Annotated in this window: 11 protein-coding genes; 7 read left to right on the top strand and 4 right to left on the bottom strand. The window is 71.0% G+C overall.

The genetic code is table 11. The features are described from left to right. Positions 1-35: 35 nt before the first annotated feature. On the bottom strand, positions 36-1,226 hold the full coding sequence (locus ACIA77_RS08220) for an RtcB family protein (RefSeq protein ID WP_395885097.1): 1,191 nt from the start codon (positions 1,224-1,226) through the stop codon (positions 36-38). A gap of 165 nt (positions 1,227-1,391) precedes the next feature. Between ACIA77_RS08220 and ACIA77_RS08225 the strand changes: the two genes are divergently transcribed. From ACIA77_RS08225 to ACIA77_RS08245, 5 genes are all read left to right on the top strand, one after another. After that, on the top strand, positions 1,392-2,906 hold the full coding sequence (locus ACIA77_RS08225) for a M48 family metallopeptidase (protein ID WP_395885098.1): 1,515 nt from the start codon (positions 1,392-1,394) through the stop codon (positions 2,904-2,906). A 341-nt stretch (positions 2,907-3,247) separates the two neighbouring features. Beyond that, positions 3,248-4,714, top strand: coding sequence for a M48 family metalloprotease (locus ACIA77_RS08230; RefSeq protein ID WP_395885099.1), 1,467 nt, complete (start codon positions 3,248-3,250; stop codon positions 4,712-4,714). A gap of 16 nt (positions 4,715-4,730) precedes the next feature. Next, positions 4,731-5,882 carry a DUF4034 domain-containing protein gene (locus ACIA77_RS08235; protein WP_395885100.1) on the top strand — a complete coding sequence of 384 codons (1,152 nt, stop codon included), beginning with the start codon at positions 4,731-4,733 and terminating at the stop codon, positions 5,880-5,882. Between the two features lie 140 nt (positions 5,883-6,022). Further along, positions 6,023-7,246, top strand: a complete 1,224-nt coding sequence (locus ACIA77_RS08240; RefSeq protein ID WP_395885101.1) for a hypothetical protein — start codon at positions 6,023-6,025, stop codon at positions 7,244-7,246. Positions 7,247-7,394: 148 nt separating this feature from the next. Then, the gene (locus tag ACIA77_RS08245) at positions 7,395-7,892 is read left to right on the top strand and encodes a hypothetical protein (RefSeq protein WP_395885102.1); all 498 of its coding nucleotides are present in this window, start codon (positions 7,395-7,397) and stop codon (positions 7,890-7,892) included. Between the two features lie 40 nt (positions 7,893-7,932). Here the strand turns inward: ACIA77_RS08245 and ACIA77_RS08250 are convergent, their stop codons facing one another. Beyond that, positions 7,933-8,973 carry an aspartate-semialdehyde dehydrogenase gene (locus ACIA77_RS08250; RefSeq protein ID WP_395885103.1) on the bottom strand — a complete coding sequence of 347 codons (1,041 nt, stop codon included), beginning with the start codon at positions 8,971-8,973 and terminating at the stop codon, positions 7,933-7,935. Next, positions 8,973-10,238: an aspartate kinase gene (locus tag ACIA77_RS08255; RefSeq protein WP_395885104.1), complete on the bottom strand. Its 1,266-nt coding sequence runs from the start codon at positions 10,236-10,238 to the stop codon at positions 8,973-8,975. Before ACIA77_RS08255 ends, ACIA77_RS08250 begins: the two co-directional genes overlap by 1 nt. A 234-nt stretch (positions 10,239-10,472) precedes the next feature. On the opposite strand from ACIA77_RS08255, the gene ACIA77_RS08260 reads away from it, so the two are divergent. Both ACIA77_RS08260 and ACIA77_RS08265 read left to right on the top strand, forming a co-directional pair. Then, positions 10,473-11,069: a nitroreductase family protein gene (locus tag ACIA77_RS08260; protein ID WP_395885105.1), complete on the top strand. Its 597-nt coding sequence runs from the start codon at positions 10,473-10,475 to the stop codon at positions 11,067-11,069. A 107-nt stretch (positions 11,070-11,176) separates the two neighbouring features. Continuing rightward, on the top strand, positions 11,177-11,851 hold the full coding sequence (locus ACIA77_RS08265) for a hypothetical protein (protein WP_395885106.1): 675 nt from the start codon (positions 11,177-11,179) through the stop codon (positions 11,849-11,851). 49 nt (positions 11,852-11,900) lie between these two features. On the opposite strand, the gene ACIA77_RS08270 is transcribed toward ACIA77_RS08265, so the two are convergent. Further along, positions 11,901-12,278: a hypothetical protein gene (locus tag ACIA77_RS08270; RefSeq protein ID WP_395885107.1), complete on the bottom strand. Its 378-nt coding sequence runs from the start codon at positions 12,276-12,278 to the stop codon at positions 11,901-11,903. Between the last annotated feature and the right edge of the window lie 167 nt (positions 12,279-12,445).

The raw sequence follows: 12,445 nt of genomic DNA on the forward strand, positions 1-12,445 counted from the left end.
GGCTCGCGGGGCGGAAAACCGCCCCGCGAGCACGTTCACCCCTTCACGCAAACGACCTGCTTGAGGTGCGCGACGACCTGCACGAGGTCGGTCTGCGCCCGCAGCACCGCGTCGATGTCCTTGTACGCGGCCGGGATCTCGTCCACGACGCCCGAGTCCTTGCGGCATTCGACGCCGTCGGTCTGCACGGCGAGGTCCGCGGCGGTGAAGGTCTTGCGCGCCTTCGTCCGCGACATCCGCCGCCCCGCGCCGTGCGAAGCCGATTCGAACGAATCCCGGTTGCCGAGCCCACGCACGATGTACGAGCCGGTACCCATGCTGCCCGGGATGATCCCGAGGTCACCCGCGCCGGCCCGGATCGCGCCCTTTCGGGTCACGAGCAGGTCGACGCCGTCGTAGGTCTCCTCGGCGACGTAGTTGTGGTGGCAACTGATGGCGTCGTCGAACGTCGTCCCCGGGATCACCTCGGCGACGGCGAGCTTGATCAGGGCGACCATCGTCGCGCGGTTGCGCGCCGCGTAGTCCTGCGCCCAGAACAGGTCGCGCCGGTACGCCGCCATCTGCGGCGTGCCCGCCACGAACACCGCGAGGTCGCGGTCGGGCAGGCCGGCGTTGTGCGGGAGCTTTCGCGCCACGGCCATGTGCCGCTCCGCGAGCTCCTTGCCGATGTTGCGCGACCCCGAATGCAGCATCAGCCACACGCGGCCCTCGTCGGCGCCACCCTGCTCGAGGCACACCTCGATGAAGTGGTTCCCGCCGCCGAGGCTGCCGATCTGACGCGCCGCGCGGTCGTGCAGGCCCTGCACGCCCTCGTGGAGGTCGCCGAACGACTTCCAGAACGCGTCCCAGCCGCCCACTCCGTGGACCTTCGCCGGGTTCACGGGCGTCTTGTGCAGCCCGAAACCCACTGGCACGGCCGATTCGATGCGCCGCCGCAACCGGCCGAGGTCGTCGGGCAGCTCCGCCGCGGTGAGCGAGGTGCGCACCGCGCTCATCCCGCACCCGATGTCGACCCCCACCGCGGCCGGCGACACCGCGTCACGCATGGCGATCACGCTGCCCACCGTGGCGCCCTTGCCGTAGTGGACGTCGGGCATGACCGCGACGCCGTGCACCCACGGCAGGTTGGCGACGTTGTGCAGCTGGCGCATCGCTTGCTCCTCGACCGAAGTGGGGTCCGCCCACATCCGGATCGGAACCCGAGCACCGTCAACCGCCGTGTACATGACTTTCCCTTTCCTGACTGGATTTTCTCCGGTTCAGCATCCCCGCGCGACGGGGAGAGGACAACGGGTTTTCGACTGCCGCCGATTCGTGAGCGAATCGCGATCGAGCTTCGGCCGGGCGTCGGGCGGGATGTGCGAGCCCGGCCGCTGCCCGCTGGAGGATCCGTGAAGAACTCCGCTCGAGCGCTGCTCGCCGTCGGTTTGCCGGCCGGGTTCCCGGTGCTGGTGCTGGCGCTCGTCGCCGCGATCGTGGTCGTCGAGGTGATCGCGTTCCGCAGCCGGCTCTCCCACGGGCTCGAGTTCGCCGTCTTCGCCGCGCCCGCGGCGTTCGTGTTGCTGCGGGCGCTGCTCACCTTCGGCCGCTTGCGCGACGACGAGGGCGTGCCGGTCACCGCAGAAGCACAACCCGAGTTGTGGGCGCTGGTCCACGAACTGGCCGAAGCCGTCGGCACCGCGCCGCCCGACGAGGTCCGCGTCGTGGCGCGGGTGAACGCGGGCGTGCTCGAGCGGACGCGGTGGTTCGGGCTGCGGGTCGCCGGGCGCCGGCTGGCCATCGGCGCGCCGCTGTTCGCGGGGCTGCGCGTCGACGAGTTCCGGGCCGTGCTCGGCCACGAACTCGCGCACTACAGCAATCGCGACACCCGCTTCGCGGTCGCCACCTACCGCGGGCGGGTCGTGATCATGCGGGTCCTGAGTGGACTCGACGGAGCTTCGTGGTTCGGCCGGCTGGCGCATCCGCTCTTCCAGGCGTACGGCTGGCTGTACTTCTCCGTGTCGGCGCGGATCAGCCGGGCTCAGGAGCTTGCCGCCGACGCCGCGTCCGCGCGCGTCGGCGGGACCGCTGCGGCGACCGGTGCGCTGCGCCAGATCGCGGCGCTGTCGGCCGGGTGGCGGTCCTTCGTCGCCGACTACCTGATGCTGGGCTGGGGCGCCGGTTACCTGCCCGAACACCCGGCCGAGGGGTACCGGCTGCTGCTGGCCGACGAAAGCCGGGCCCGGGAGCTGGCGGAGCTGCGGCGGAACCCCCGCGAGCGCGAGACGTCACCGTTCGACAGCCACCCCGCCACACCCGACCGCATCCGGCTCCTCGAAGCGGCTCCCGTCGTGCTCACGGCCGACGGCGGCGATCGGCCGGCGACCGAGCTCCTGCGCGACGCCGACGCCGTCCTCGACGCCGCGTGGCTCAGCCTCCTGCCGGACGAGGCGCTCGCGAAGGAGCGGACGGACTGGCAGACGCTCGCCGAGGTGTCGATGCGCCACGACTTCAACGAGACGGCGGCGAAGATCGCCCGGGGCCGATCGATGGGTGAGCTGCTCGACGCACTGGACGCGGGCCGCCCCGAGGACCTGGCCGACCCTGACCTGCGGGTTCCGGCGGACGCCGATCCGGCGGCCCGCCGGGAGCCGCTCCGTGAGTCCGCCCGGACCCGACTGTCCATTGTGGTCCTGGCGCACCTCGCCACCGAAGGACGTGCGCAGTGGAGGATCTCGTGGTCGAAATCGACGGAGCTGCTGCTCACCCCGCGGTACACCGACGAGCTCTTCCCGGCGCTCAAGGCCGCGGCGGCCGGGGAGACCACGTCGCTGCGCGCGCTGCTGCCTGAAACCAGCGGCGTGCCGTCTGGAGGGGACGACTGTGGGGATCCTGCGCCGCCGCACGCCCGCGCCGCTCGTGAGTGAGCCGGAGGTCGTGGTCTTGTTCCGGCAGCGCGGTTCGTCAGGTGCCGGGCGCGGAGAGTAGCCGACTGCTTTCGCGACCGCGGGGGAAAATTCCCGTCCACGGACCGGTCGATTTCTTCTCAAGACCCAACGCCAGGCCCGCGAACTGGCCGAACAGGACCGGCCACAGTCCACAGTGGATTAGCCGACGGTAAAACCGACCGTCCGAATAGTACACTTTTGCCCGATCTTCGCATCAAAAGCGACTTCGTGAGCGAAACGAAATCGAGGCACCCGTCGATATCCGGCAGGATGATCGAGCCCGGCGCTCGACGCGCCGCCTGGGAGGATTTCGCTTTTCCATGAAGAACTCTTCACGAGCTTTGCTCTCTGTCGTGCTGCTGGCCGGTTTTCCCGTGTTGGTGCTGGTGATCGTCGCGGCGATCGTGGCGCTGGAGATCTACGCGGTCCAGGACCGGCCGGCAACCGGGCTGCGCCTGGCGATCTTCGCCGTGCCCGCGGTCTACGTGCTGCTGCAGGCGCTGTTCACCATCGAACGCGCCCGTGACGACGACGTCTCCGGCCTGCCGCTCACGCCCGAAGCGCAACCCGAGTTGTGGGCGGTCGTCCGCGAACTCGCCGACGCCGTCGGCACCCGGCCGCCCGACGAGATCTACCTGGTGCCGGAGGTGAACGCCGCCGTCCAGGAGCAGACGCGCTGGCTCGGGCTGCGGGTGAAACGTCGCCGGATGTTCATCGGCGCGCAACTGTTCGCCGGACTGCGGGCGGACCAGCTCCGCTCGGTGCTCGGCCACGAACTGGGCCACTACAGCAACCGCGACACCCGCTTCGGTGGCGCGACCTACCGCGGCCGCCAGGCGATCGGCCGGGTCGTGAGCGGACTGACCAACACCGGTGGCCTCGGCCGGTACCTGCATCCGCTGCTCAACGGCTACGCGAAGCTGTACTTCACGGTGTCCATGCGCGTGAGCCGCGATCAGGAGCTCGCCGCCGACGCCGCGGCCGCGCGGGTCGCGGGCACTACCGCGGCAACGAGCGCGTTGCGCGAGATCGAAGCGCTCGCGGTCCTGTGGCGGTTCTTCCTCACCACGTACGCGACCATGGGCTGGCGAGCCGGCTACGTGCCCGCCCGGCTGGCCGAGGGCTACCGGCAGCTGCTGGCCGACGAGCACCGGGCCGAGGAGCTGGCCGAGGTGCGGCGCAACCCGCCCCAGCACGAGGTTTCCCGGTACGACAGCCACCCCGCCACACCCGAGCGCATCGCGGTCCTCGAGGCCGCTCCGAGGGTGCCGGTGCTGCCGGGCGGCGCCCGGCCGGCCGCCGCGATCCTGCGCAACGCCGAAGCCGTGCTCGACGCGGCGATGCTCACCGGCCTGTCCGACGAGGCCCGGAAGAAGCAGCGCACGGACTGGCAGACGCTCGTCGACGTCTCCATGCGAAATGAATTCTTCGAAAACGCCGGAAAGATCGCGCATGGCCGGTCGATTTCGTCCTTGCTCGACGCACTCGACGCCGGGAGGCTCGAGGAGCTCGCCGACCCCGCTGTCAAGGTTCCGGCCGGCGCCGGACCGCGGGCCCGCCGCGAGCTGCTCGGGGCCTCCGCGCACGCCCGGCTGTCCACTGTGGTCACGTCGGCGCTCGCCGGCTCGGGTGCCGCGCGCTGGCAGCTGTCGTGGTCCGGGCCCGCCGAGCTGCTGCTCGCCGAACCGTTCGCCACGTCGCTCACCCCGGCACTCGACGCCGCCGTCGCCGGGAACACCGGCGCGCTGCGGGCGCTGCTGGCCGTCACCAACCCCGTTCTGTCCTGAAAGGAACCGTGCCACCGTGGGAATCCTCAGCGTGCTGTTCGATTCGAGACGCCGGAAAACGGCGATCGCCCTGGCCAAGGCCGCCCGCGAACGCGGGATGACCGTCGAGCAGTTCGCCTCGTCGCTCAGCCGCGAGGAACTCGCGCGGTACGTGCCGCCGGCCAAGAACAAGGCCAAGAACAAGCCGGAGGCCGAGAACGGCCCGAAGGTCGTGATGCCGGACGTGGCGCAGTTCGGCCTGCCGCCGGACGCCGAGGTCACGGCGGCCGACTTCGTGCCCGACCCCGAACTCGACGCGGCGCGGCAGGCGTTCGCGAACGACGACTGGCGGCCGGCGGCGCACCTGCTGCCCACGATCGGTACCCACTGGGACCGGCGCGCTGTCCTCATCAGCCTGCTCGGTGAGGTCGTCGCGAACGACGAGACCGGGCTCGAGCGCTGGCGGGCCGAGCGGCCGGGCGATCCGGACGCCGCCGCCGTCAACGCCCGCGGCCTGCTGCAGCTGGCCTGGCAGGTGCGCAGCGGGTTGCAGGCCCAGCACGTGTCCCGGGAGCAGTTCCAGCGGTTCTTCGCGATCCTCGAGTCCGCCGAGCCGGCGGTCCGTGAAGCGGCCGCGCTGGCGCCCGCCGATCCCACGCCGTGGGTGACGATGCTGACGGTCGCGCGCGGCCGGCAGTACGACAACAACGCGTTCCGCGACGTGTGGGCCCAGCTGGTCGCCCGCGACCCGGTGAACCTCCCCGCGCACGACTCGGCGCTGCAGTACTGGTGCGAGAAGTGGGGCGGCTCGCACGAGCTGATGTGGGCGTTCGCCGAGGAAGGCGCGGCGAAGCACCCGAAGCTGGCCTTCCTGCTGCTGGTGGCGGCGCACGAGGCGGAGTTCGCCGGGGTCGCCGGGGCGTGGCAGGACCCGCGGATCGGGCCGGCCGTCGACCGGCTGCTGCCGTGGCTCGAAGGCGAAGGCCGCAACGCGCCGGGAACGCCGAACAGCCGGGCGTACGCGGCGCGGGCGCTCGTGGAGCTCGGGCGCGGCCGCGAGGCCGTGGAGCAGTTCCGGCACCTCGGTGTGCACGCGGACGCCGCGGTGTGGGCGTACAGCGGCAAGGGACGGATCGTGGAGTTCCGCAAGATCCGGTACCTCGCCTGCTACCAGGCGACCAAGGCCTGACCCCGGTCCGCGCGGGCCGGTGGTGAGTACCGGTGTGGCGAGTGGTCTGCTCCGCCACACTGGTCGCGGGCATCGCAGAAACGTGATCGGTCCCTCCAGCGATATCCGGCACGACGATTGCTGCGCACGAGGGAGGTCGGGTGGCGCTGCTCGCGGTGGGTCTCCTGGGTGCGTTCGCGCTGGCGGTGTTCGTCGCCGTCGGCGGGTTCGTCGCGGTGGAGGTGCTGCTGATCGCCGCGGTGTCGCCGTTCTCGTTGCTGCCGCTGCTCGTCGCGCCGGGGCTCGCCGTACTGGTCAAGGCGCTCTGCTCGGACGACGACCGCGCGCCGAAGGTCAGCCTCGACGCGTCGTCGGCGAAGGTGTGGGCGCTCGTGCGCTCGGTGGCCGCCGACGCCGGGGCCCGCGAGCCGACGTCGGTGCACCTCGACGCGGGCGTCGCCGTGCGGCTGCTGTCGCGGCGGCGGCTCGTGATCGGTGTCCCGCTGCTGGCCGCGGTGAACCCGGACCAGCTGCGGGCGCTGCTGCGCACCGCGTTCCTGCAGGACATCCGCTTCGGGCGCGTGATCGCGTGGGGCGTGCGCGTGCTCTCGCGGGCGCGGGACGAGCTGGCCCGCGCGCGTGGCCTCGGCGCATTGCCGCGGCCGGCGGTGCGGGCGTTCACCGGGTACTACGTGCGGCTCGCGGAGCGGGTGTGGGCTTCGCGGGATCCCGTGGACGTGCAGTGGGAGCGCGAGGTGCTCGAGGAGCTGTGGGAACGGTTCCTCCGCCGCTACGCCGCGCTCGGCCTGCGCGCGGGCTACCTGCCGTCGCGGCCCATGGCCGGTTTCCGCCGGCTGCTCGACGCCGAACTGCCCCTGGGCGACGAACCCCGGGCCAGCGCCCTGCTGGCCGCCGAATCGACGCTCGACCAGGCCTTCTCGGACCTGCTCACCGACGAGCAGCGCGCCATGCCCCGCGCCGACTGGGACACCCTCGCCGACCTGTCGCAGCGCCACGCCGTCACGCGGTCCGCCCGGGAAGTCCTCGGCGGCCTCTCCCTGGGCGACGCCCTGGACCGCCTCGCCTCCGGCGACCTCGCCTCCCTCGCCAAACGCGGCGCGGCCGACGTCGTGGCCTCCGTCCGCCAGCGCCTGTCCCTCGTGGTGACGGCGGCCCTCGCGGACGCCCGCGTGGTCCACTGGCGCATGGCCTGGCCCGGCCCTCCGGAGATGGTGGTCGGCGACCCGGGCGCCGAGGAGATCACCGCGGCCCTCGACGCCGCGGCGGCCGCGTCGCCGGAAGTGCTGCCGCTGCGGATGGTGCTGGTGGTCGCGGGGGTGTCACCGGAGTACCGGCCGGTGCCGAGAGCTGCGGTGCGTGGTTGAGGCCTGGCTTCGGCCGGGCTGCTGCTGCCGGCGGCGACGTTCGTTTGCGATCTTCGTGACGGCCCAGCGCGCACCCACCCGGGGACCGGTCCCGGCCCCTCCGTGGTGGTCTTGACCTGCCACGGCGGCGAGCGAGCGACGAGAGGTGGTGGACGCCGTGTTCAACCCGAATCCCGGGCCGTACCGGCCGGTGCCCATGACGGGGGCCAATGCCGAGGAGGAGGTGCGGAAGGGGATCCGCTCGGTGCGCTGGGCGATCGCCGGGCAGGCGGCGCTCTACCTGGTGCTCGCGGGCTTCGTGTGGTTCCTCGTCGCGGGCCACGGGGGCGCCGGTGACCTCGTCTGGCCGCTGGTGCTGGTGTCCGTCAACGCGGCGCTGACCGTCGCGCTCGTCGGGTGCGCCGTGCGCCTCGGACAGCGGCGGGGTGGGGTGGTGAAGGCGATCCTGGGCCTCGAGTGCGCGTTCGCGGCGGTGCTCTTGATCGGCCTGATCGTCGCGTTCACGTCGAGTTCGAGCGGGACGGTGGGTGTGCCGGCCGTGTTCGTGTGGGGGTTCCTGATCCAGGCGGTGCTGCGGCCGTTGCAGAAGCCCGAGCTGAGGGTGGCGTTCGGGCTCCCCGTGATCACCGCGCGGGTCAAGAAGTGATCACCGCCCGGCCCCCGGAACGTGGGGGCCGGGCGGGAGCTCAGCGGTTCGCGGCCACCAGCTCCGCGATCTGGACCGCGTTCAGCGCGGCGCCCTTGCGCAGGTTGTCCGTCGCCACGAACAGCGCGAGCCCGTGGCCCTCCGGGGCGCTCTGGTCGGCGCGGATGCGGCCCACGAAGCTCGGGTCCTTGCCCGCGGCCTGCAGCGGCGTCGGCACGTCCGACAGCTGCACGCCGGGCGCGCCGGAAAGCAGTTCCGTGGCGCGGGCAGCCGAGAGCGGCGACGAGAACTCGGCGTTGATCGACAACGCGTGGCCCGAGAACACGGGCACCCGGACGCAGGTTCCCGACACCAGCAGCGAAGGCAGCGAGAGGATCTTCCGGCTTTCGTTGCGCAGCTTCTGTTCCTCGTCCGTCTCGGCCGAACCGTCGTTCACAACGGACCCGGCCATCGGCAGGACGTTGAACGCGATGGGCGCGACGTACTTGGCCGGCGCCGGGAAGTCCACTGCGGACCCGTCGTGCGTCAGCGCCGCGGCGCGCGACGCGACGGCGCTCACCTGGGCCGCCAGTTCGTCCACGCCGGCGAGCCCGCTGCCGGACACCGCCTGGTAGGTGCTCACGACCAGGCGCGTGAGGCCCGCCTCGTCGTGCAGCGGCTTGAGCACCGGCATGGCCGCCATGGTGGTGCAGTTGGGGTTCGCGATGATCCCCTTGCGCGCTTCCTTGATGGCTTCCGGGTTGACCTCGCTGACGACCAGCGGCACGTCCGGGTCGCGGCGGAACGCCGACGAGTTGTCGATCACGGTCACCCCCGCGGCGGAGAACCGCGGCGACTGCTCACGCGAAGTCGTGGCGCCCGCGGAAAACAGCGCGACGTCCAAACCGGACGGATCCGCCGTCGCGGCGTCCTCGACCGTGATCTCCGCGCCGCGCCAAGGCAACTTGGAGCCGGCCGAACGCGACGACGCGAAGTAGCGGATCTCGTCGACCGGGAAGTTGCGCTCCTCCAGCAGCTTCCGCATCACAGCGCCGACCTGGCCGGTCGCCCCGACCACCCCGACGCGCAGACCGTTGCCCATCAGCGACCACTCCCCGCGTAGACGACGGCTTCTTCGTCGCCGCCGAGTTCGAACGCCTCGTGGATCGCGCGCACGGCGTCGTCGAGCTGCGCGTCGCGAATCAGCACCGAAATGCGGATCTCCGAGGTGTTGATGATTTCGATGTTGACACCCGACTGCGCGAGCGCCTCGCAGAACGTCGCCGTGACTCCGGGGTGCGAGCGCATCCCCGCGCCGACGAGCGAGACCTTGCCGACGTGGTCGTCGTAGAGCACGGTCTCGAACCCGATCTCGGTCTTGACCTTCTCGAGTTCCTGCACGGCCTTGGCGCCGTTGGCCTTCGACAGCGTGAACGTGATGTCGGTGCGACCCGAAACGGTGCTGGACACGTTCTGCAGCACCATGTCGATGTCGATCTCCGCGTCGGCGATCACGCGGAAGATCCGGGCGGCGGCCCCGGCGTGGTCCGGCACGCCCGTGACCGTGATCTTGGCCTCCGAGCGGTCGTGTGCCACACCGGTGATCAGCGCTTGTTCCACGGGGATCTCCTCGATTGAGCCGGTCACGGTGGTGCCCGGCTTGTCACTGTAGGAAGAGCGGACTCGGATCGGCACGCCGTAGCGGCGCGCGTACTCGACCGAACGCAGGTGCAGGATCTTCGAGCCGCTCGCGGCGAGCTCCAGCATCTCCTCGTACGGGATGGTGTCGAGTTTCCTGGCGTCCGGCACGATCCGCGGGTCGGCGGAGTACACACCGTCCACATCGGAGTAGATCTCGCACACGTCGGCGCCCAGCGCCGCGGCGAGCGCGACGGCGGTGGTGTCCGAACCACCGCGGCCGAGCGTCGTGATGTCCTTGGTGTCCTGCGACACGCCCTGGAAACCGGCGACCAGCGCGACGTAGCCCTGTTCCAGCGCTTCCGTCACGCGGCTCGGCGTCACGTCGATGATGCGCGCGTTGCCGTGCACCGACGTCGTGACGACACCGGCCTGCGAACCGGTGAACGACCACGCCTCCGCGCCGTGCGCCGAGATCGCCATGGCCACGAGCGCGTTCGAAATGCGCTCACCGGCCGTGAGCAGCATGTCCATCTCGCGCTCCGGCGGCGCCGGGTTCACCTGCTGCGCCAGGTCGAGCAGCTCGTCGGTGGTGTCACCCATCGCCGAGCACACGACCACGACATCGTTGCCGGCCTTCTTGGTGGCGACGATCCGCTCGGCGACACGCTTGATCCGGTCGGCACTTTCCAGCGACGAACCGCCGTACTTCTGGACCACGAGGGCCACAGCCCGAACCTCCTTGACGGGCCGGGTCTGCTCCTGGTGGGCACCGAGGAGCCCCCGCGTCCCTTCACTTGGGCGAAACTCTACCGGGGCGGGCAGCGCTCGCCACTCAATCGAGTGGCGGCGCACACCGATCGGGGGTGTGCTCGAAGTAAATTTTCCTTAACACCACGGAAATGTTCGAAGCCCTTCCGCCGGAGTGATGGAGAGCACTTCCCCCGTACTACGGTGCGGAACGTGCGCAAACCCGCCGAGACCCGTGTACCCGTCCTGCCGGCCATCGCCGAGCGCTGGAGCCCCCGCGCCTACGACGCCGCCGCGGAAGTCACGTCCCACCAACTGGTAACCCTCCTCGAAGCCGCGCGCTGGGCGCCGTCGTTCGGCAACACGCAGCCGGCGCGCTACCTCGTCGGGCGGCGTGGCGACCCGACGTTCGCCCGCATCCTCGCGACGCTCAACACCGGCAACCAGGCGTGGGCGTTCCGCGCGGGCGCGCTGCTGATCGGCGTGACGGTGGTCGAGAACGAGAAGGGCGAAGTGCCCTACGCCGACTACGGCCTCGGGCTGGCGAGTGAAAACCTCGTGCTGCAGGCCGTCGAGCTCGGCCTGATCGCGCACCAGATGGCCGGCTTCTCCGCCGAAGCTGTGCGCTCGTCGTTCGGGCTGCCGGACAACGCGGTGGCCCGGGTGGCCATCGCCGTCGGGCACGCGACCGACGCGAACGTGCTCGAAGACGAACAGCGCATCGAACGCGAGCACAAACCGCGCCACCGCATCCCGTTGGCCGAGTTCGCCTTCAGCGGCGAATGGGGCACACCCGCGCTGGACGACTGACTGCGCTCACTTCGCGTCGCTGAGTAACGTCGCCGGACTACGGAACCGCTGGTCGAAAGGCCGCATCGAAGCCGGCACACACTGGGTGGACACGAGGAGAGAACGAAATGCGTAGTCGTGTGCTGGCGGTCCTGGGGGTCTCCGCGGCAGCGCTGGCTCTGGCCGGCTGCTCGGGAGAGACGAGCGGCACGCCTTCGGCCGTGGCCGGCGCCGCGGCGCCGAGCGCGAGCAGCAGCAACACCAGCAGCAGCGCGCCCGAGAGCAGCACGGCCGGAACGGCGGACACCACGTCGACCGGCGGGTTCACGCAGCAGGGCACCAAGCTCAAGCTGGGCCAGAAAGCCGTCGTGCCGTTCAAGTCCGAGGGGCACCCGGGCTCGCTCGGCGTCACGGTCACGTCGATCGACAAGGGCACTGAGGCGGACCTCGCACCGCTCGACCTCGGCGACAAGGCCAAGGGCATGACGCCGTACTACGTGCGCGTCACCGTCTCGAACGAGAGCGGCGCGGACTTCTCGTACACCTCGCTCGGCCTGATGAACGCGTTGCTGCCCGACGGTTCCCAGGCGCAGGGCGTGTCCGTGATCGGCACGTTCGACAAGTGCGACAGCGGCGACGCGGGCAAGGACTTCACCACGAAGGGCTCGACCTTCAAGAGCTGCGTCCTGGCGCTCGCCGGCCCGGGCACTTCGGTGACCGGCGCCGAGTACGACGAGAGCTCGTACCAGGACCAGGCGCCGGACACGGATTACGGCGACAAGCCGATCACCTGGCAGTCCTGACCGAACCCGGCGAGTGCGCGGGCCGTCCGCGAGGCGGCCCGCCACCGGGTCAGGAGACCGCACCACCGACGCGGCGCAGGATCTTCGCGACGATCGCGGACACCACGAGCCAGAAGATCGCGGCGATGCCGTAGTTCACGAGGACCCTGAGTTTTGCGTCACTCGGGGTGAACAGGTCCTTGAAGCCGAGGGACAGCCAATCGGCCCAGTTCCGGACGAACGAGACGATCCCGTTGGCCGGATTCGCCTCGCCGACGACGAAGATCACGTGCAGCACGAGGATCGCTGCGAAGAGCAGCCCGATCCACCGCACGACCGTGGCCACGAACGAAAACCCCTGCTCACGGACGCGCCGCCAGTCGACCTCGGCGCGCTTGGGCCGCGGCTCGGTGTCCTTCTCGGAGGCTTGTTCGGCGTGCTCGGCCATGTTCGGCAGTCTGGCACGTCACACCCCTGGCCGCTACCCGCTGGTAACACGTAGTGCGCACCGCACGTAACAGTTCGATCGCGGAGGTGACTTCACAACCGCCGCGGTCCGCGGTTAAGGTGGCTGCGTGGCGCGTGCTCTCCTGCTTCGCTGCCGCGACGGGGCCT

It is taken from the genome of Amycolatopsis sp. NPDC051903 (assembly GCF_044452505.1).
In the GTDB taxonomy this organism is placed as follows: domain Bacteria; phylum Actinomycetota; class Actinomycetes; order Mycobacteriales; family Pseudonocardiaceae; genus Amycolatopsis.

Bases quoted from the DNA above. Each gene is read 5' to 3' on its own strand.
- ACIA77_RS08270 (WP_395885107.1), bottom strand. From the start codon at position 12,278: ATGGCCGAGCACGCCGAACAAGCCTCCGAGAAGGACACCGAGCCGCGG.
- ACIA77_RS08230 (WP_395885099.1), top strand. From the start codon at position 3,248: ATGAAGAACTCTTCACGAGCTTTGCTCTCTGTCGTGCTGCTGGCCGGT.
- ACIA77_RS08265 (WP_395885106.1), top strand. From the start codon at position 11,177: ATGCGTAGTCGTGTGCTGGCGGTCCTGGGGGTCTCCGCGGCAGCGCTG.
- ACIA77_RS08220 (WP_395885097.1), bottom strand. From the start codon at position 1,226: ATGTACACGGCGGTTGACGGTGCTCGGGTTCCGATCCGGATGTGGGCG.
- ACIA77_RS08250 (WP_395885103.1), bottom strand. From the start codon at position 8,973: ATGGGCAACGGTCTGCGCGTCGGGGTGGTCGGGGCGACCGGCCAGGTC.